Here is a 16,414-nt window from a genome sequence, read left to right on the forward strand (position 1 = left end):
GTTATTCTCCTTCTACCCGGACAAGGTAGGATACCTTGTTGATCATGCCACGAACTGAAGGAGTGTCTTCCACTTCAACAGTGTGGTTGATACGACGCAGGCCCAGACCCCGTACGCAAGCCTTGTGGCTTTCGAGGCGACCGTTAGTGCTCTTCACGAGCGTCACTTTGATCATCTTCTCAGCCATGACTTACCCCAGGATATCCTCAACAGACTTGCCACGCTTGGCAGCAACGCCTTCAGGAGAACGCATGTCGCGCAGACCGTTAAAAGTAGCACGAACCACGTTCACCGGATTGGTAGAACCGTAGCACTTGGCCAGTACGTTGTGTACGCCAGCCACTTCAAGAACGGCACGCATTGCACCACCGGCGATAACACCGGTACCAGCAGACGCTGGCTGCATGTAAACCTTGGAAGCACCGTGACGGGCTTTCACCGGGTACTGCAGGGTGTCACCGTTCAGGTCAACATGAATCATGTTGCGACGGGCAGCTTCCATCGCTTTCTGGATAGCGATTGGCACTTCACGGGCTTTACCGCGACCAAAACCAACCTTACCCTTGCCATCACCAACGACAGTCAGCGCTGTGAAGCCAAAGATACGGCCACCTTTCACCACTTTGGCGACACGGTTAACCTGTACCAGCTTCTCAATCAAGCCTTCGTCGTTGTTAGGCTTACGCTCATCTCTTTCTCTTGCCATGACGTTCTACCCTTAGAATTCCAGTCCGCCTTCACGGGCTGCATCGGCAAGCGCCTTGACACGACCGTGATATTTGAAACCAGAGCGGTCAAACGCCACCTTGGTTACACCCGCCGCCTTGGCACGCTCAGCAACCAGGGCACCAACTTTCTTGGCCGCTTCTACGTTACCGGTAGCATCGCCACGCAGTTCTTTTTCAACAGTGGAGGCAGATGCCAGCACTTTGTCGCCGTCAGCGGCGATAACCTGCGCATAGATGTGGCGAGGCGTACGATGAATGCTCAGACGAATGGCACCCAGCTCACGCATCTTGACCCTTGCACGAAGGGCACGACGCAGGCGAGAAGATTTCTTGTCCATCATGATCTCACCCTACCTTACTTTTTCTTGGCTTCTTTGCGACGAACGCGTTCGTCAGCATAGCGAACACCCTTGCCTTTATAAGGCTCAGGACGACGGAATTCACGAATTTCCGCAGCAACCTGTCCAACCAGCTGCTTGTCGATACCGCGAACCAGAATTTCAGTCTGGGTCGGAGTTTCACAAGTCACGCCTTGTGGCAGTTCGTATTCAACCGGATGGGAGAAGCCCAGGTTCAAAGTCAGGCTATTACCTTTGGCCGCTGCACGATAACCAACACCGACCAGCTGCAGCCTCTTTTCGAAGCCAGCGGTAACACCGGTTACCATGTTGTTAACCAGGGCACGGGTAGTGCCGGCCAGAGCACGAGAGTGCTTGGCACCATCACGTGGAGCAAACGTCAGAACGTTTTCTTCCTGTCCAACTTCGACATTGTTGTGAACAACAAGTTCCAGTTGACCCTTAGAACCTTTGATTACAAGGATCTGGCCATTGCGCTTGATCTCTACACCAGCAGGGACAGCAACAGGGCTTTTGGCTACTCGAGACATAATACCCCTCCCTTAGAACACAGTGCAGAGAATTTCGCCACCAACACCGGCTGCACGGGCAGCGCGATCGGTCATAACACCTTTGTTGGTGGAAACGATAGCGATACCCAGACCGCCGTTCACTTTAGGCAGCGCTTCCTTGCCAGCGTAAGAACGCAGGCCGGGACGGCTGGTACGCTTCAGGCTTTCAATAACTGGCTTGCCTTCGAAATACTTCAGCTCGATGGCCAGTTCAGCCTTGGCTTCGCCAGCGACTCTGTAGTCAGCGATGAAACCTTCGTCTTTCAAAACCCGGGCTACAGCAACCTTGATTTTGGAGGACGGCATGGTGACAGAGGCGTGCTCTGCCATCTGGGCATTACGGATACGAGTTAGCATATCTGCTAACGGGTCCTGCATACTCATTATCTATATCTCCCGAAGATGAAATGCGCTTACCAGCTGGCTTTAACCAGACCTGGAACATCACCACGCATCGCTGCTTCACGCAGCTTGATACGGCTCAGGCCGAACTTGCGCAGTACGCCGTGTGGACGGCCAGTGATGCGGCAGCGGTTACGCAGACGCGCCTTGCTGGCATTGCGAGGCTGCTTCTGCAGAGCTACCAGGGCATCCCAACGCTCATCTTCAGTGCTGTTAGGATTGTTAATCACAGCTTTCAGCTGTGCACGCTTTTCAGCATACTTGGCAACGGTGCGCTGACGCTTCAGTTCCCGTTGCTTCATGGATACTTTTGCCATAAAACTCGTACCTGTATCAGTTACGGAATGGGAAGTTGAAAGCCTTCAGCAGAGCACGGCCTTCTTCGTCATTCTTGGCGGTAGTGGTCAGAGTGATGTCCAGACCGCGCAGAGTGTCGATTTTGTCGTAATCAACTTCAGGGAAGATGATCTGCTCTTTAACACCCATGCTGTAGTTACCGCGGCCGTCGAAAGACTTGGGGCTCAGACCACGGAAGTCACGGACACGTGGCAGAGCGATATCAACCAGACGCTCCAGGAACTCATACATGCGCTCACGACGCAGAGTCACCTTAACACCGATTGGCCAGCCTTCACGGACTTTAAAGCCGGCAACGGATTTGCGGGCCTTGGTCACAACAGCCTTCTGACCGGCGATTTTTTCCAGGTCAGCAACCGCGTGTTCGATGACTTTCTTGTCACCAATCGCTTCACCCACACCCATGTTCAGGGTGATCTTGGTGATGCGTGGCACTTCATGAACGTTTTTCACACCCAGCTCTTCTTTGAGCATGGGCAGAATTTCTTCACGATATTTGGTTTTAAAATTTGCCATCACTCTCCCCTTACGCGTCAACAGGCTTGCCGTTAGACTTGAATACGCGCTGCTTTTTGCCATCTTCGATAGCAAAGCCAACACGATCAGCCTTGTTGGTTTCAGGGTTCAGAATCGCAACATTAGAAGCTTCGATAGCCGCTTCTTTTTCTACGATTCCACCAGGAGTGCCCAGCATCGGGTTAGGCTTCTGATGTTTCTTGATCATATTGATGCCAGAAACAACCAGCTTGCCGTCAGCACGAACGGTTTGCACTTTACCGCGCTTACCTTTGTCCTTGCCGGCAATTACGATGACTTCGTCATCACGACGGATCTTTTTCATTACCTGCTCCCGTTACAGTACTTCTGGGGCCAGTGAGATGATCTTCATGAACTGCTCACCGCGCAGCTCACGAGTCACTGGTCCAAAGATACGGGTACCGATGGGCTGCAGGTTGGCGTTCAGAAGAACGGCTGCATTGCCATCGAATTTGATCAGGGAACCGTCTGGACGACGAACACCTTTTTTGGTACGCACGACAACAGCGTTCATCACCTGGCCTTTTTTGACCTTACCGCGGGGAATCGCTTCCTTCACGGATACTTTGATGATGTCGCCAATGCCAGCGTAACGGCGATGGGATCCACCCAGCACCTTGATACACTGAACTCGACGGGCGCCGCTGTTATCAGCGACTTCGAGTTGACTTTCTGTCTGGATCATTGCTTATTCTCCAAGCCCAAACTGCAGACGGGTACTCGCCGGCTTTCACAAAAACAACCGTTCCGACGGCAGCCGGAACGGCCATTAATCACTCAAGCCCAAAGCACCGTAGCCTTAGATCTGAGTAGCACGCTCGTCAATGGATACAAGCGTAAACGTCTTGCTCTTTGACAGAGGACGCGTCTCTTTGATGGTCACAACGTCGCCCATACGGCAGTCGTTGTTTTCATCATGAGCGTGCAACTTGGTGGACCGCTTCACGATTTTACCCAGAAGCGGATGTTTTACCCGGCGCTCGATGAGAACAGTGATGGTTTTATCCATCTTGTCGCTCACGACCTTACCGGACAGTGTACGGATCTTTTTCTGACCAACCAGTTCTTCAGCCATCTTATGCTCCTGCCTTTTGGTTCAGGATGGTTTTCACACGAGCGATGTCGCGCTTAACCTGCTTCAGCAGATGGCTCTGACCCAGCTGGCCAGTAGCTTTCTGCATACGGAAGTTAAACTGATCCCGCAGCAGAGAGAGCAGCTCAGTATTGAGCTCCTCTACAGACTTTTCACGCAGTTCAGCAGCTTTCATCACATTACGCTCCGCTTAACGAAGGCAGTTTCCAGCGGCAGCTTGGCTGCTGCAAGAGCAAAGGCTTCACGAGCCAGCTCTTCGGACACACCTTCCATCTCATAGAGAACGCGGCCTGGTTGAATCTGGCACACCCAGTATTCCACGTTACCCTTACCTTTACCCTGACGAACCTCAAGAGGCTTACCGGTGATCGGCTTGTCAGGAAAGACGCGGATCCAGATTTTACCGCCACGTTTAATGTGACGGGTCATGGCACGACGAGCCGCCTCAATCTGGCGAGCTGTTATACGTCCACGACCGATTGCTTTCAATGCGTATTCGCCGAAGCTAACCTTGGAGCCGCGGAGTGCCAGACCACGATTGCGGCCTTTTTGCTGCTTACGAAATTTCGTACGCTTAGGCTGTAACATTTCCGCGCTCCTTAACTCTTAGCCTGACGCTTCTTAGGGCGACGAGCTGGCTGTTCTTTATCTTTGGAAGGCTCAACAGTGGGCGCCATGCCACCGATAACCTCACCCTTAAAGATCCAGACCTTGACACCCAGAATACCGTAGGTGGTCAGTGCTTCATAATGTGCATAATCGATGTCAGCACGCAGGGTGTGCAGTGGCACACGACCTTCGCGGTACCATTCAGTACGCGCGATTTCAGCACCGCCAAGACGGCCACTCAGTTGAACCTTGATACCCTTGGCACCCAGACGCATGGCGTTCTGGACAGAGCGCTTCATGGCACGACGGAACATCACACGACGCTCCAGCTGACCAGCGATGCTCTGAGCCACCAGCATGGCATTCAGTTCAGGCTTGCGGATTTCTTCAATGTTGATGTGCACAGGCACGCCCATCATTTTGGACACCGCCTGACGCAGCTTCTCAACGTCTTCACCCTTCTTGCCAATCACGATACCCGGACGGGCAGTGTGAATGGTCACGCGGGCGCTTTGCGCTGGACGCTGGATTTCAACATGGCTTACAGAAGCGTTTTTCAGCTTCTCTTCAATGAAACTGCGCACCGCCAGGTCAGCATTCAGTTTGTCAGCGTAATCGCTGCCATCTGCAAACCAGACTGAACGGTGGGGCTTAACGATGCCCAGGCGAATTCCATTAGGATGTACTTTCTGACCCATCTGACCGCTCCTTAGACCTCTGCAACCTTAACCGTAATATGGCAAGACCGCTTCAGAATGCGATCAGCACGACCCTTGGCACGTGGGCGAATGCGCTTCATAGTCATGCCTTCGTCAACGAAGACAGTAGAGACTTTCAGCTCATCGATGTCCATGCCGTCATTGTGCTCAGCGTTTGCAATAGCAGACTCAAGCACTTTCTTAACCAGAACCGCAGCTTTTTTCGGGCTGTAGCTCAGGAGATCCAGGGCGTCGCCAACTGCCTTGCCGCGGATCTGGTCAGCGACCAGACGCGCTTTCTGGGCAGAAATGCGAGCGCCTTTATGCATAGCAGCAACTTCTTTCATTTCTATACCCTCTTAGCGCTTCTTGGCCTTCTTGTCTGCTGCGTGACCGCGATAAGTACGGGTTGCAGCAAACTCACCCAGCTTGTGGCCAACCATATCTTCGGTAACGAAGACAGGAACGTGCTGACGACCGTTGTGCACAGCCAGAGTCAGACCAACCATGGTTGGGATAATCATGGAGCGGCGAGACCAGGTCTTGATCGGACGCTTGTTGCCGCTTTCAGCCGCTTCTTCGACTTTCTTCAGCAGGTGAAGGTCGATAAATGGGCCTTTTTTCAATGAACGTGGCACTATCGTATCCTCTCTCTAGGCTTACTTCGCGCTGCGACGACGTACGATCATTTTGTCCGTACGCTTGTTGGAACGAGTCTTGCGACCCTTGGTCGGGATACCCCATGGCGTCACAGGATGACGACCACCGGAAGTACGACCTTCACCACCACCATGTGGGTGATCTACCGGGTTCATGGCAACACCACGAACGGTCGGACGCACACCACGCCAGCGCTTAGCACCCGCTTTACCCAGAGAGCGCAGGTTGTGCTCACTGTTAGAGACTTCGCCCAGAGTGGCGCGACAGTCAGCCAATACTTTACGCATTTCACCGGAACGCAGACGCAGGGTAACGTAAGCACCGTCACGAGCGACCAGCTGGGCAGAAGCACCAGCACTGCGAATCATCTGAGCGCCCTTACCAGGCTTCATTTCTACACAGTGTACGATGGAACCCTGTGGAATATTGCGCAGAGGCAGAGTATTACCAGCTTTGATCGGGGCATCAACACCGGAGAACAGCTCATCACCGGCTTTCACACCTTTAGGCGCGATAATGTAACGACGCTCACCATCCATGTATTTCAACAGGGCGATGTGCGCAGTACGGTTTGGATCGTATTCCAGACGCTCAACAACAGCTGGAATGCCGTCCTTGTTGCGACGAAAGTCTACGATACGGTAGTGCTGCTTGTGACCACCCCCGCGATGACGGGTAGTGATACGACCAGCATTGTTGCGACCACCAGTTTTGCCTTTCTTTTCCACCAGAGGCGCGTAAGGGCGGCCCTTGTGGAGGTCAGGGTTTACTACCTTGACAACGAAGCGGCGACCTGGAGAAGTCGGCTTGCATTTGATTACTGCCATTCTCTAGCTCCTTATTCCGCGTCCGCGAAGTCAATTTCCTGACCTTGCTCCAGGCTGACGTACGCCTTTTTCCAGTCTGAGCGCTGGCCCATACCGAAACGAGTACGCTTGGTCTTGCCCTTAACAACGGCAGTCCTGACAGCTTTAACGCTGACTTCAAACAGCTGCTCAACAGCTTTTTTGATTTCGAGCTTGGTTGCGTCCCTGGCTACCTTGAAGACGTACTGATTGTGCTCTTCAGCAACGACAGTGGCCTTCTCGGAAATGTGCGGACCAAGCAGAACTTTGAAAATACGTTCCTGGTTCATCCCAGCATCTCCTCGAACTTCTTGATGGCAGACACGGTCATCACGACTTTGTCGTGAGCAACCAGGCTAACCGGATCAATACCCTGAACGTCACGAACATCCACGTGAGGAATGTTGCGAGCGGCCAGATAAATGTTCTGATCCACTTCATCAGCAACGATCAACGCGCCGTTAGCGTTCAGTTCATTCAGCTTGGCTACAACCAGTTTGGTCTTTGGTGATTCAACAGCGAACTGCTCAACCACAATAAGACGCTCTTGACGAACCAGCTCGGACAAGATGGAACGCAGCGCTGCGCGATACATCTTCTTGTTCAGCTTTTGAGCGTGATTCTGTGGTTTGGCAGCAAATGTCTTGCCGCCCCCGCGCCACAGTGGGCTGCGGATAGTACCGGCGCGTGCACGACCGGAACCTTTTTGACGCCAGGGCTTACGACCACCGCCACTTACGTCGCTGCGGTTTTTCTGAGCTCTGGTGCCTTGACGCGCACCGGCCATGAATGCAACAACCGCCTGGTGAACCAGGGTTTCGTTGAATTCAGTGCCAAAAGTCACGTCTGAGACCTGAACGGCATCTGCACCGTTTACCTTCAGTTCCATCGTCTAATCCCCTCAGGCGTGAGCACGTGCTTTAACTGCTGGACGAACAATAACGTCAGCACCGGCTGCACCGGGTACTGCGCCTTTGACCAGCAGCAGGTTACGCTCGCTATCAACGCGAACGAGTTCCAGGGACTGTACGGTCACGTTTTCAGCGCCCATATGTCCAGCCATTTTCTTGCCTTTGAAGACACGACCAGGAGTCTGACACTGGCCGATAGAGCCAGGTGCACGGTGAGACAGAGAGTTACCGTGGGTCGCGTCCTGCATACGGAAGTTCCAGCGCTTGATAGCACCCTGGAAGCCCTTACCCTTGGACTGACCGGTAACGTCTACTTTCTGACCTTGCTCAAACAGGTCTACACCGATAACGTCGCCCGCTTTATATTCAGCGTCAGCGTCGATACGGAATTCCCAGAGACCAGAACCAGCTTCAACGCCTGCTTTGGCGAAGTGGCCAGCTTCCGGCTTGCTCAGACGGCTGCTTTTCTTGCTTCCGGAAGTTACCTGAATTGCAGTATATCCGTCGGTTTCCAGGGTTTTCACCTGGGTAACGCGGTTTGGATCTACCTCAATTACGGTAACCGGTATGGAAACACCGTCTTCGGTGAAAACACGGGTCATACCGCGTTTCTTGCCGACTAATCCAATAGTCATTTCAACCTCTCTCGTGTACGGGGCTATCACCCACTATGGCCGCTCACTTCAGAGCTGTTACACAAAAGTGTGCACACTTTGATGGAGAGCCCATGGCCTCATTAACCGAGACTGATCTGCACTTCGACACCGGCTGCCAGATCCAGTTTCATGAGTGCGTCTACAGTTTTTTCGGTGGGCTCGATAATGTCGAGAAGACGCTTGTGAGTACGGATTTCATACTGGTCACGGGCGTCTTTGTTGACGTGTGGAGAAATCAGTACAGTAAAGCGTTCTTTTCGTGTTGGCAGAGGGATTGGACCACGAACCTGCGCACCAGTTCTTTTTGCAGTATCAACGATTTCCTGCGTAGACTGGTCAATCAGGCGATGGTCAAAAGCCTTCAGGCGAATACGAATTTGCTGCGCCTGTGAGGACTGCTTTGATTGTTGGCTCATTTTGTTCTAACCATGGCATCTATAAAGAACAAAGTCTGATGAACTATGTCACCTAGACAAAAGGACGCAAAATTCTACTAACCACAAAACTTGCTGTCAACACAAGCTTTCAAACAAGTTTTTGTTATATGGAAGAGCAGAGGGTCATTTTATCAGGCGGGCATGATACATGGCCGGGGGGGATTGATTGAATAGGGACTATCTGAAGGCAGGCTGGGTACAGATCACAATCCATTACTCTCAAATTGTTATTTTGCTAAAAGATCAAGCATTTGTCCCCACGGATTTTTAATGATTCTGACTGCCAACTGACTTTCTGTGTCTGAAAAGCCGCCAGAGCTTTTCTTTTTGTTACACCGAAGAACCCTTTAGACATTTGCCCTGATCTCAAATCTCTTACTGCTTTCGAAAAGTCACAAGCCTTATCATAAGTTTCGTTGCTTACCTCTCCGTCTGAAACATCGCCTACGGTCTCTGCTGAATTCTTGAGAAATGCCGCATACTGCCTGTCATCACTCCTGACTGCATCAACAAATTCGGTCACTGACTGCTCTTTAAACGTCCCATGGTTCGGCAAATGCAACATTTGATCCCCACCCATGGAAAGCGCTATATGAGAGTTACCGTAAAAGAGAATAATATCACCGGGTTCCGGCACAGTATCATGCAAAGGTAAGGATTTCTGCATGCCAAAAAGCTCAACGATTTTCTTGTTATAATCCATGTCACTGCTCATGGCATCGTTATTTTTCAACCATTTTATCAGTGCATCCTCAGGCAACACTCCACTTTTCATCCCTGCCTGTAAAACCCCCTCCCAACAATTAAGCCTGGATTGCTCATTGATCGGTGTACCACGCTTCACCAGCTCCTCCAAACCATTTTTGGCACCATCAACATTCATCGCCGGTGCCCCCCAATGGTACCAACCAACCATCTTATTGGCAGCCTCCACTACTTTAGCTCCCGGCGTATTGGTAAAGTCAGGTTGTACTTTTATCTTAATATCAATAGCCGTTGATGAAATCTTACGGCTTGACAATAACTTCGCAGAAGGCTTAACCCCAGACCCCAAACAAGGCTTTACACCATGTTGGGTTACTACTTTGCGCTGATCCTCTGTCTTCCCAACCTTCCTGACTTCCGCTTCGCCAAAATTATTATGAACCACTCCCTGATTTTCGTTAATCTTCATAAACTTATCATCCCTGATCATTATTCATTCGTTATATCTTTACAATAATAGTTAAAAGCTATTAATGAAGAACAGATCACCCCAATACCACCTTGCAAATAAAGCACTTATAGGTGACATAACTTTTGTCTATATAGTAAAGCGAAAGTGCCATTATAATGTCCCACCTTAATCACGGCTTTCCCATTAAAACGATATTTACGGCCTTATTTCATGCATAATCCAACACTTAAACTCTGGTTGGCGTTCTGCGCACTGCTGCCGCTCGGGATTTTTCTGCTGATCAGCGCCAGCTATAAACCACCGGAGTCTCTGCTGTATTGGCCCTGGATTCCGTCACTGGGCATCGATTTTTCACTCCGCCTTGATGGCCTCAGTGTCCTGTTTGCCAGTTTAATCAGTGGCGTCGGGTTTCTGGTCCAACTCTATGCCATCGCTTATATGAAACCTTACCAAGGCCGCGGTGCGTTTCACCTGTATCTGACCCTGTTTATGCTGGCCATGCTGGGTCTGGTACTGGCTGATAACCTGCTGTTGCTGTTCGTATTCTGGGAATTAACCACCCTCACCTCCTATCTGCTGATTGGCTTTAACCATGAACAGGAAAAATCCCGCAAGAACGCCCTGCAAGCCATGCTGGTCACCGGCAGTGGCGGCCTGGCAATGCTGGCGGGCCTGATTATGCTGGGCGAAATGGCGGGTACCTACAGTCTCAGTGCCATCATCACCCAGGGGGCTTCGCTGTCTCAGCACCCGTGGTTTACGCCATCACTGTTGCTTATTCTGCTGGGGGCATTCACCAAATCGGCACAGTTTCCCTTTCATTTCTGGTTGCCCGGTGCCATGGCCGCACCTACCCCCGTCAGTGCCTATCTGCACTCGTCCACTATGGTCAAAGCCGGTGTTTACCTGCTGGCACGACTGCTGCCGGTGTATGGTGACAGCACGTTATGGTTCACACTGCTGTGCAGTGCCGGTGCTTTTACTGCACTGTGGTGTGCCATACAGGCTTACCGTCAGACCGACTTAAAGCTGATGCTTGCCTTCAGTACCAATGTCATTCTTGGTCAGCTGGTGATGCTGATCGGCATCGGCAGCAGCTATGCCGTCACTGCCGCGTTGCTGTTGATTGCGGCGCACTCCTTTTATAAGGCCGGACTGTTTATGGTGGTCGGTAATATCGATAAAGCCACCGGCACCCGGGAATACCATGAACTGGCGGGGCTGCGTGCGGTACTGGCCATCAGCTTTACTGCCGCTTTGGTGACCGCTGCGTCCAAGGCGGGTCTGCCACCGTCGTTTGGTTTCCTGTCCAAGGAGTACCTCTATAAAGCAGGACTGGAATTTGGCTGGCTGCTTTCCGGCACCATGCTGCTGACCAATGCCATTATGGTGGCGTTGGCACTGCTGATCGTGATCAAACCCTTTTTACGGCCCCATCATGCCAAGGCTGCACCGATGAAAGCCGTTGAACATAATCAACTGCTCTGGTTGCCACCCATCGTGCTGGCACTGCTGTCGATCATTGTGCCGCTGGCACTGCTGAACTGGTATCAGGGGCTGGTGATTGATCCGGCTGCTGAGGTGATGCTGTCTACCCCTCAGGTGAAAACGGTGAAGCTCTGGGAAGGGTTAAACCTGCCGCTGCTGTTAAGTGCACTCACGCTGTTACTGGGTATCTTGCTCTATGTCGGCTATCCACGCCTGAAGCCACGGCTCGACCAGCTTATGTCCGGGCTACCGTCCGGCCCTGCTATTTATCAGTACCTGCTGGATGCCGTGGTCAAACTGGCAAACTGGCAAACCCGTCTGTTACAGCACGGTCAGCTAACCCAATACAGCCTGCAGTTTTTCCTGGTGTTACTGGCTTTTCTTGGCACTGTACTCTGGCAGATACACCCCCTGCCACCGATTGATTGGGATCTGAAGTACTACGATATCTTCCTCGCCGTGTTTCTGGTCATCGCCGCCGTGGTGGTGGTCAAGGCCCGTACCCTGCTATTGGCGGTGGCCGCACTGGGTACCATTGGCTTTCTGACCACACTGGTTTTCCTGGTGTATAGCGCTCCGGATGTGGCCAAAACGCAGTTACTGGTAGAGACCCTGCTCGTGGTCTTTATCGCCATCGTGTTACGCCACCTATCTGCTGCCAACACGGTTCCCCGGCATTCAGCGGTTCGCCGCCTGGTGCACGCCTGCGTTGCCGCAGGCATCGGGATCAGCATCACCCTGGCTCTGTGGATTATTACTGCCGAACCCATGAATCAGGCAATCTCCGAGTTCTATGCCCAGACCAGCGTCAGCGGTGGCAAAGGGCGCAATATCGTCAATGTTATCCTGGTGGATTTCCGTGCGTTTGACACCCTCGGAGAAGCCGTTGTAGTGGTGATCGCCGCACTGGCGACCATCGCGGTACTGGCTGGCAAACGAATTAACCAGATGGTCTCTGATACCCCCAAGGAGCCCCGTTAATGTCATCGATTATCTTTCGTACCAGCGCCCATATCGTCACGGTGCTGATGCTGGTGTTTTCTGTCTACCTGCTGTTGCGTGGCCATAACAATCCCGGCGGCGGGTTTATTGCCGGCCTCATAGCCGTGATTGCCTTTGCCCTATTAATGCTGGCTGAAACCCCTGACTATGTGCGCGAGCGACTGATCTATCCACCGCCCGCTTTTGCTGGCTGTGGCGTGTTAATAGCACTGTTCGCTGGTCTGCTGCCCCTGTTTTTCGGGCAGCCTTTTCTCTCTGGCCTGTGGCTGGGCAAAATCGGCAGCCCACTGTTATTTGACGTCGGCGTTTACCTGGCCGTCATCGGATCGGTACTGATGATCCTGCTCAATGTTGAAGAGGAGTTAAGTTAATGGAGTTTCTCTGGTGTCTGGTCGTCGGCCTGATGACGGCCTGCGGCGTTTTCCTGATGCTGGAGCGTCATATCGTGCGCTTTCTGTTCGGTATGATTCTGGTCAGTAACGCCATCAACCTGGCCATTTTTGTCGCTGGCCGCTTAACCCGGGGCAATCCCCCGCTGATTGCCAGTGACGCCCTGCTCCCGGCCGCCGGTTACGCCAACCCGCTGCCACAGGCGCTGATTCTGACCGCCATTGTGATCGGTTTCGGTCTGTTATTGTTCACCTTATTACTGGCCTATCGCGCCATTAAAGAATTTGGCACTGCTGATATGGACAAAATGCAACATGCGGAGACAGAGCAATGACCCATTGGCTACTGGTTATGCCTGTTTTTATTCCGCTGCTGACCGCTACGGCCTGCGCTTTCAGCTTTCGCGCCCGCGCCCTGTCATCGGTGATCAGCTGGTCCGGTGCTCTCGCCAACCTGTGTATCGCCCTGTTGCTGATCCAGCAGGTCATTTCGCAAGGCCTGCAGGTAACCGCCTTTGGTGATTGGCAAGCTCCCTTCGGCATTGTCTTTGTCGCTGACCTGCTATCAGCCAGCATGGTGCTGATTACCGCCATAATCGGTGTCGCGATTGTGCTCTACAGCACCACCGATTTGCGCAGCAAACCGTTCTATGGGATCTATCACAGTTTGATTCATGCCCTGCTGGCCGGTGTGATGGGCAGCTTTTTAACCGGCGACATTTTCAATCTTTATGTGTTTTTTGAGGTCATGCTCATTACCTCATTTGGCCTGATGGTGCTCAATGCCAATAAACAGCAGGTGGATGCGGCGGTTAAATACGTGGTGCTCAACCTGATCTCCACCATGGTTTTCCTGTTGGCCATCGGGCTATTGTATGGCGCTACCGGCACCTTGAATATGGCCGACCTGCACGCCAAAGTCCCGTTACTGCCGGACACCACCATGATGCTGATTTCCGGGTTGTTTCTGTTTGGCTTTGCCATCAAGGCATCGGCGTTCCCGGTCTTCTCCTGGCTGCCAGCGTCCTATCATCATCTGCCCAGCGCCATCGTTGCCCTGTATGCCGCACTGCTGACCAAAGTGGGTGTTTATGCGTTGATCCGCGTTTTCACCATTGTGTTTGACCTGGTCGATAGCGGCTACCAGCCATTGCTGATTGTGATTGCCGGCCTGACCATGCTAACCGGCGTTCTTGGGGCGGCCAGTCAATTCCATATCAAACGTATTCTGTCGTTTCATATTATCAGTCAGATTGGCTATATGCTGATGGGACTGGCCATCTATACACCGCTGGCCATTACCGGTGCGATTTTCTACATCATCCACCACATTATTGTTAAGGCCAACTTGTTCCTGATCGGCGGCTTCCTGCAGCGCAGACAGGGCAGTGATAACCTGCGTGAGCTGGGTGGCGCTTATCGAAGCATGCCGTGGCTGGCCCTGCTGTTTCTGATTCCGGCGTTCTCTCTGGCGGGCTTTCCACCGCTGTCCGGATTCTGGGGCAAGTTTCTGGTGATCAAGGCAAGCCTGCAAACTGACGCCTATCTGCTGGCGGCCACCGCCCTGTTTGTTGGCCTGATGACCATTTACTCAATGACCAAAATCTGGGCCGAAGCGTTCTGGAAACCACTTCCGGACAACGCTGCTGCACCGATCCCCCTGACGCGGATGGAAAACTGCCTGTATATCGTTCCTATTGCGGCACTGGCGGTGCTGACCATTCTGATCGGTTTGCTGGTCGAACCCATTTATCAGCTGGCAGAAGTCTCTGCGACCAACCTGCTCAATCCACAGCCTTACCTTAATGCGGTGCTTGGCAGCGACAGCACGGCCTACTCAACGCTCACCATACCTTCCGCACCCGCTGGAGGAACGCAACCATGAACCTGTTTTTGTTAAACATCCTGTTAGCGTTTGGCTGGATGCTGCTGAACGGCGACTATGGCAGCATCGACTTTACCATTGGTTTTGTGGTCGGTTTTTTTGCGCTGTTGCTGACCGAACCCTTCCGCAATAAACCTCACTACGGCCGCAAGTTCCTGGCAGCCCTGAAGCTACTGGCGGTGTTACTGTACAAACTGCTGACCAGCAGCATGCAAGTGGTATGGGATGTCATCACCCCCACCCACCTGAGCCATCCGGCCATTATCAAAGTGCCGCTGGCGGTTGAATCTGACATGGAGATTATGTTGCTGGCCAATATGGTGTCGCTAACGCCGGGGTCACTGACGCTGGATGTCAGTGAAGATCGCCGGTATTTGATCATACATGCCATGTTCAGCAAGAACGAACAATCGGTGATCGACGATATCAAAACATCATTGGAGCGTCGTATTCTGGAGGTGACCCGTGACTGACATTATGGATTTTGCCACTCATTTCGCCTTTGTCGGTTTGTTAGCCAGCCTGGCCCTGGCATTTATCCGACTGTGCAAAGGCCCCTCCCTGGCAGATCGGGTGATTGCCCTGGATCTCATTGCCTTTATCACCATCGGCTTTATTGGTGTATTCACCATTTACAGCAACGCCACCGCGTTTATGGATATTGCCATCACTCTGGCACTGGTGGCGTTTCTCAGCACCATTGCCTTTGCCCGCTTTATGATGCGCGTGCCACTGGGTCAGTCTCGCGGTGATTCGGGTTTAAGTTCAGGAGAAAAATCATGATGGATTGGGTAGTCGCCAGCTGTTTAATTGTCGGGGTACTGTTCAGCTTTTTCTCTGCGCTGGGTATTTTACGGATGCCGGATGCTTACATTCGCATGCACTCATCCACCAAGGCAGGCACCATCGGGATTGGTTTAATTATGGTGGCTGTGGCCCTGCACTTTCAGGGGGTTTCCGTCAGTTCCCGGGCCGTCGGGATTATCGCTTTCCTCCTGATGACCGCCCCCGTTGCAGCACACCTGATGGGTAAATCGCTGTTGATGAATAATTACCAGATGTGGCGTGGTCATCAACAGGATTAACTCCTCCCTTCTAAAGCGGGCCTGAAACTTCGGGCCTTTTTTCACTTCGGTGCCTCTTCTTTTCAACTCTGCTTCAGGGATCATGGGGAAATTATTTAAGAACAATCAGTTTGCAAATGAACCTGCTAAAACGACTCCCCCCTTTTATCCTGACATTTTCCTCAGTTGTTTCAGTTTTTTTTGCTTTTCCTGTCTTTGATGATTTCTGCCGCACTGACTTGATAAACAAGATTCAAGTACTGGAATTTTCCAACAGTCCCCGAGCCAGCAAGAAATAGATGGCTGTTTTGTGTTTTCGTGGTTGCTCAAACTTGAGCACAAATCCAAGACAATGAACTTTCTCTTGATTAGATGGTCTTAAAAATCGCTGGACAGCTTTTACTACCCGGTAATCCCAAAGCCTGCATCTTTACTGGTTATCTTTGACAACTCAGGCTTTGCAGTAGGGATACTAACAACTGTCCACAGTATTAAAAAAGAGTCATTGATCAAACCAAATTCTTATGGTCGCCATTGTCGGTCTAATAATTTGTGATCTGATTTTT

General features: G+C 52.0%; 28 protein-coding genes. 7 read left to right on the forward strand and 21 right to left on the reverse strand.

Annotated features, from left to right (window positions below; genetic code table 11):
• Nucleotide 1 precedes the first annotated feature (1 nt).
• The 21 genes from rpmD to J7438_RS08770 form a co-directional block, all read right to left on the reverse strand.
• Nucleotides 2-187, reverse strand: a complete 186-nt coding sequence (gene rpmD / locus J7438_RS08670) for a 50S ribosomal protein L30 (RefSeq protein WP_209276238.1) — start codon at nucleotides 185-187, stop codon at nucleotides 2-4.
• Between the two features lie 3 nt (nucleotides 188-190).
• Nucleotides 191-706 (reverse strand): 30S ribosomal protein S5, encoded by a 516-nt coding sequence (gene rpsE, locus J7438_RS08675; RefSeq protein ID WP_101746630.1) that lies wholly within the window; start codon nucleotides 704-706, stop codon nucleotides 191-193.
• 12 nt (nucleotides 707-718) lie between these two features.
• The gene (gene rplR, locus J7438_RS08680) at nucleotides 719-1,066 is read right to left on the reverse strand and encodes a 50S ribosomal protein L18 (RefSeq protein ID WP_503003896.1); all 348 of its coding nucleotides are present in this window, start codon (nucleotides 1,064-1,066) and stop codon (nucleotides 719-721) included.
• Nucleotides 1,067-1,083: 17 nt separating this feature from the next.
• Nucleotides 1,084-1,617: a 50S ribosomal protein L6 gene (gene rplF / locus J7438_RS08685; RefSeq protein ID WP_209201928.1), complete on the reverse strand. Its 534-nt coding sequence runs from the start codon at nucleotides 1,615-1,617 to the stop codon at nucleotides 1,084-1,086.
• A 12-nt stretch (nucleotides 1,618-1,629) separates the two neighbouring features.
• Nucleotides 1,630-2,022, reverse strand: a complete 393-nt coding sequence (gene rpsH, locus J7438_RS08690) for a 30S ribosomal protein S8 (RefSeq protein ID WP_209276239.1) — start codon at nucleotides 2,020-2,022, stop codon at nucleotides 1,630-1,632.
• A gap of 29 nt (nucleotides 2,023-2,051) precedes the next feature.
• A complete protein-coding gene (gene rpsN / locus J7438_RS08695; RefSeq protein ID WP_101746634.1) occupies nucleotides 2,052-2,357 on the reverse strand; it encodes a 30S ribosomal protein S14 in 306 nt (101 codons plus the stop codon).
• Between the two features lie 16 nt (nucleotides 2,358-2,373).
• The gene (gene rplE / locus J7438_RS08700) at nucleotides 2,374-2,913 is read right to left on the reverse strand and encodes a 50S ribosomal protein L5 (RefSeq protein WP_101746635.1); all 540 of its coding nucleotides are present in this window, start codon (nucleotides 2,911-2,913) and stop codon (nucleotides 2,374-2,376) included.
• Between the two features lie 10 nt (nucleotides 2,914-2,923).
• Complete coding sequence (gene rplX / locus J7438_RS08705) at nucleotides 2,924-3,238, reverse strand: 50S ribosomal protein L24 (protein ID WP_101746636.1); 315 nt, start codon at nucleotides 3,236-3,238, stop codon at nucleotides 2,924-2,926.
• A 12-nt stretch (nucleotides 3,239-3,250) separates the two neighbouring features.
• Complete coding sequence (gene rplN, locus J7438_RS08710) at nucleotides 3,251-3,619, reverse strand: 50S ribosomal protein L14 (RefSeq protein WP_066014875.1); 369 nt, start codon at nucleotides 3,617-3,619, stop codon at nucleotides 3,251-3,253.
• A gap of 114 nt (nucleotides 3,620-3,733) precedes the next feature.
• Complete coding sequence (gene rpsQ, locus J7438_RS08715) at nucleotides 3,734-4,009, reverse strand: 30S ribosomal protein S17 (protein ID WP_101746637.1); 276 nt, start codon at nucleotides 4,007-4,009, stop codon at nucleotides 3,734-3,736.
• 1 nt (nucleotide 4,010) lies between these two features.
• Nucleotides 4,011-4,202 (reverse strand): 50S ribosomal protein L29, encoded by a 192-nt coding sequence (gene rpmC / locus J7438_RS08720; RefSeq protein ID WP_020582408.1) that lies wholly within the window; start codon nucleotides 4,200-4,202, stop codon nucleotides 4,011-4,013.
• Nucleotides 4,202-4,615: a 50S ribosomal protein L16 gene (gene rplP / locus J7438_RS08725; protein WP_020582409.1), complete on the reverse strand. Its 414-nt coding sequence runs from the start codon at nucleotides 4,613-4,615 to the stop codon at nucleotides 4,202-4,204. The genes rpmC and rplP overlap by 1 nt, the downstream gene beginning before the upstream one ends.
• 11 nt (nucleotides 4,616-4,626) lie before the next feature.
• The gene (gene rpsC / locus J7438_RS08730) at nucleotides 4,627-5,334 is read right to left on the reverse strand and encodes a 30S ribosomal protein S3 (RefSeq protein WP_101746638.1); all 708 of its coding nucleotides are present in this window, start codon (nucleotides 5,332-5,334) and stop codon (nucleotides 4,627-4,629) included.
• Nucleotides 5,335-5,345: 11 nt separating this feature from the next.
• A complete protein-coding gene (gene rplV, locus J7438_RS08735; protein ID WP_209201929.1) occupies nucleotides 5,346-5,681 on the reverse strand; it encodes a 50S ribosomal protein L22 in 336 nt (111 codons plus the stop codon).
• 12 nt (nucleotides 5,682-5,693) lie between these two features.
• Nucleotides 5,694-5,972 carry a 30S ribosomal protein S19 gene (gene rpsS, locus J7438_RS08740; RefSeq protein ID WP_066014871.1) on the reverse strand — a complete coding sequence of 93 codons (279 nt, stop codon included), beginning with the start codon at nucleotides 5,970-5,972 and terminating at the stop codon, nucleotides 5,694-5,696.
• A gap of 21 nt (nucleotides 5,973-5,993) precedes the next feature.
• Nucleotides 5,994-6,821 (reverse strand): 50S ribosomal protein L2, encoded by an 828-nt coding sequence (gene rplB / locus J7438_RS08745; protein WP_209276240.1) that lies wholly within the window; start codon nucleotides 6,819-6,821, stop codon nucleotides 5,994-5,996.
• A gap of 11 nt (nucleotides 6,822-6,832) precedes the next feature.
• Nucleotides 6,833-7,129, reverse strand: coding sequence for a 50S ribosomal protein L23 (rplW, locus tag J7438_RS08750; protein ID WP_101746640.1), 297 nt, complete (start codon nucleotides 7,127-7,129; stop codon nucleotides 6,833-6,835).
• Nucleotides 7,126-7,728, reverse strand: coding sequence for a 50S ribosomal protein L4 (gene rplD / locus J7438_RS08755; protein ID WP_101746641.1), 603 nt, complete (start codon nucleotides 7,726-7,728; stop codon nucleotides 7,126-7,128). Before rplD ends, rplW begins: the two co-directional genes overlap by 4 nt.
• A gap of 12 nt (nucleotides 7,729-7,740) precedes the next feature.
• Nucleotides 7,741-8,385 (reverse strand): 50S ribosomal protein L3, encoded by a 645-nt coding sequence (rplC, locus tag J7438_RS08760; protein WP_209201930.1) that lies wholly within the window; start codon nucleotides 8,383-8,385, stop codon nucleotides 7,741-7,743.
• 101 nt (nucleotides 8,386-8,486) lie between these two features.
• Nucleotides 8,487-8,822, reverse strand: a complete 336-nt coding sequence (gene rpsJ, locus J7438_RS08765) for a 30S ribosomal protein S10 (RefSeq protein ID WP_066014867.1) — start codon at nucleotides 8,820-8,822, stop codon at nucleotides 8,487-8,489.
• 256 nt (nucleotides 8,823-9,078) lie between these two features.
• Nucleotides 9,079-10,017: a hypothetical protein gene (locus tag J7438_RS08770; protein ID WP_209276241.1), complete on the reverse strand. Its 939-nt coding sequence runs from the start codon at nucleotides 10,015-10,017 to the stop codon at nucleotides 9,079-9,081.
• Nucleotides 10,018-10,230: 213 nt separating this feature from the next.
• Here J7438_RS08770 and mbhE point away from each other — a divergent pair, with 213 nt between their 5' ends.
• The 7 genes from mbhE to mnhG are packed head-to-tail and all read left to right on the forward strand — an operon-like array spanning nucleotide 10,231 to nucleotide 15,869.
• On the forward strand, nucleotides 10,231-12,489 hold the full coding sequence (gene mbhE / locus J7438_RS08775; protein WP_209276242.1) for a hydrogen gas-evolving membrane-bound hydrogenase subunit E: 2,259 nt from the start codon (nucleotides 10,231-10,233) through the stop codon (nucleotides 12,487-12,489).
• Complete coding sequence (locus tag J7438_RS08780) at nucleotides 12,489-12,881, forward strand: MnhB domain-containing protein (RefSeq protein ID WP_209276243.1); 393 nt, start codon at nucleotides 12,489-12,491, stop codon at nucleotides 12,879-12,881. Before mbhE ends, J7438_RS08780 begins: the two co-directional genes overlap by 1 nt.
• The gene (locus J7438_RS08785) at nucleotides 12,881-13,234 is read left to right on the forward strand and encodes a Na+/H+ antiporter subunit C (RefSeq protein WP_209201934.1); all 354 of its coding nucleotides are present in this window, start codon (nucleotides 12,881-12,883) and stop codon (nucleotides 13,232-13,234) included. The genes J7438_RS08780 and J7438_RS08785 overlap by 1 nt, the downstream gene beginning before the upstream one ends.
• The gene (locus J7438_RS08790; protein ID WP_209276244.1) at nucleotides 13,231-14,784 is read left to right on the forward strand and encodes a proton-conducting transporter transmembrane domain-containing protein; all 1,554 of its coding nucleotides are present in this window, start codon (nucleotides 13,231-13,233) and stop codon (nucleotides 14,782-14,784) included. Before J7438_RS08785 ends, J7438_RS08790 begins: the two co-directional genes overlap by 4 nt.
• Nucleotides 14,781-15,257, forward strand: a complete 477-nt coding sequence (locus J7438_RS08795; RefSeq protein WP_209276245.1) for a Na+/H+ antiporter subunit E — start codon at nucleotides 14,781-14,783, stop codon at nucleotides 15,255-15,257. The genes J7438_RS08790 and J7438_RS08795 overlap by 4 nt, the downstream gene beginning before the upstream one ends.
• On the forward strand, nucleotides 15,250-15,567 hold the full coding sequence (locus tag J7438_RS08800; protein WP_353620110.1) for an MrpF/PhaF family protein: 318 nt from the start codon (nucleotides 15,250-15,252) through the stop codon (nucleotides 15,565-15,567). Before J7438_RS08795 ends, J7438_RS08800 begins: the two co-directional genes overlap by 8 nt.
• Complete coding sequence (gene mnhG, locus J7438_RS08805) at nucleotides 15,564-15,869, forward strand: monovalent cation/H(+) antiporter subunit G (RefSeq protein ID WP_209276246.1); 306 nt, start codon at nucleotides 15,564-15,566, stop codon at nucleotides 15,867-15,869. Before J7438_RS08800 ends, mnhG begins: the two co-directional genes overlap by 4 nt.
• Nucleotides 15,870-16,414 lie beyond the last annotated feature (545 nt).

Origin of the sequence: Thalassotalea sp. G20_0, assembly GCF_017744175.1 — a bacterium.
Classification (GTDB): domain Bacteria; phylum Pseudomonadota; class Gammaproteobacteria; order Pseudomonadales; family Endozoicomonadaceae; genus Endozoicomonas.

Coding starts and splice junctions, on each gene's coding strand:
- rpmD (WP_209276238.1), bottom strand. CDS start 187: ATGGCTGAGAAGATGATCAAAGTGACGCTCGTGAAGAGCACTAACGGT.
- rpsE (WP_101746630.1), bottom strand. CDS start 706: ATGGCAAGAGAAAGAGATGAGCGTAAGCCTAACAACGACGAAGGCTTG.
- rplR (WP_503003896.1), bottom strand. CDS start 1,066: ATGGACAAGAAATCTTCTCGCCTGCGTCGTGCCCTTCGTGCAAGGGTC.
- rplF (WP_209201928.1), bottom strand. CDS start 1,617: ATGTCTCGAGTAGCCAAAAGCCCTGTTGCTGTCCCTGCTGGTGTAGAG.
- rpsH (WP_209276239.1), bottom strand. CDS start 2,022: ATGAGTATGCAGGACCCGTTAGCAGATATGCTAACTCGTATCCGTAAT.
- rpsN (WP_101746634.1), bottom strand. CDS start 2,357: ATGGCAAAAGTATCCATGAAGCAACGGGAACTGAAGCGTCAGCGCACC.
- rplE (WP_101746635.1), bottom strand. CDS start 2,913: ATGGCAAATTTTAAAACCAAATATCGTGAAGAAATTCTGCCCATGCTC.
- rplX (WP_101746636.1), bottom strand. CDS start 3,238: ATGAAAAAGATCCGTCGTGATGACGAAGTCATCGTAATTGCCGGCAAG.
- rplN (WP_066014875.1), bottom strand. CDS start 3,619: ATGATCCAGACAGAAAGTCAACTCGAAGTCGCTGATAACAGCGGCGCC.
- rpsQ (WP_101746637.1), bottom strand. CDS start 4,009: ATGGCTGAAGAACTGGTTGGTCAGAAAAAGATCCGTACACTGTCCGGT.
- rpmC (WP_020582408.1), bottom strand. CDS start 4,202: ATGAAAGCTGCTGAACTGCGTGAAAAGTCTGTAGAGGAGCTCAATACT.
- rplP (WP_020582409.1), bottom strand. CDS start 4,615: ATGTTACAGCCTAAGCGTACGAAATTTCGTAAGCAGCAAAAAGGCCGC.
- rpsC (WP_101746638.1), bottom strand. CDS start 5,334: ATGGGTCAGAAAGTACATCCTAATGGAATTCGCCTGGGCATCGTTAAG.
- rplV (WP_209201929.1), bottom strand. CDS start 5,681: ATGAAAGAAGTTGCTGCTATGCATAAAGGCGCTCGCATTTCTGCCCAG.
- rplB (WP_209276240.1), bottom strand. CDS start 6,821: ATGGCAGTAATCAAATGCAAGCCGACTTCTCCAGGTCGCCGCTTCGTT.
- rplW (WP_101746640.1), bottom strand. CDS start 7,129: ATGAACCAGGAACGTATTTTCAAAGTTCTGCTTGGTCCGCACATTTCC.
- rplD (WP_101746641.1), bottom strand. CDS start 7,728: ATGGAACTGAAGGTAAACGGTGCAGATGCCGTTCAGGTCTCAGACGTG.
- rplC (WP_209201930.1), bottom strand. CDS start 8,385: ATGACTATTGGATTAGTCGGCAAGAAACGCGGTATGACCCGTGTTTTC.
- rpsJ (WP_066014867.1), bottom strand. CDS start 8,822: ATGAGCCAACAATCAAAGCAGTCCTCACAGGCGCAGCAAATTCGTATT.
- J7438_RS08770 (WP_209276241.1), bottom strand. CDS start 10,017: ATGAAGATTAACGAAAATCAGGGAGTGGTTCATAATAATTTTGGCGAA.
- mbhE (WP_209276242.1), top strand. CDS start 10,231: ATGCATAATCCAACACTTAAACTCTGGTTGGCGTTCTGCGCACTGCTG.
- J7438_RS08780 (WP_209276243.1), top strand. CDS start 12,489: ATGTCATCGATTATCTTTCGTACCAGCGCCCATATCGTCACGGTGCTG.
- J7438_RS08785 (WP_209201934.1), top strand. CDS start 12,881: ATGGAGTTTCTCTGGTGTCTGGTCGTCGGCCTGATGACGGCCTGCGGC.
- J7438_RS08790 (WP_209276244.1), top strand. CDS start 13,231: ATGACCCATTGGCTACTGGTTATGCCTGTTTTTATTCCGCTGCTGACC.
- J7438_RS08795 (WP_209276245.1), top strand. CDS start 14,781: ATGAACCTGTTTTTGTTAAACATCCTGTTAGCGTTTGGCTGGATGCTG.
- mnhG (WP_209276246.1), top strand. CDS start 15,564: ATGATGGATTGGGTAGTCGCCAGCTGTTTAATTGTCGGGGTACTGTTC.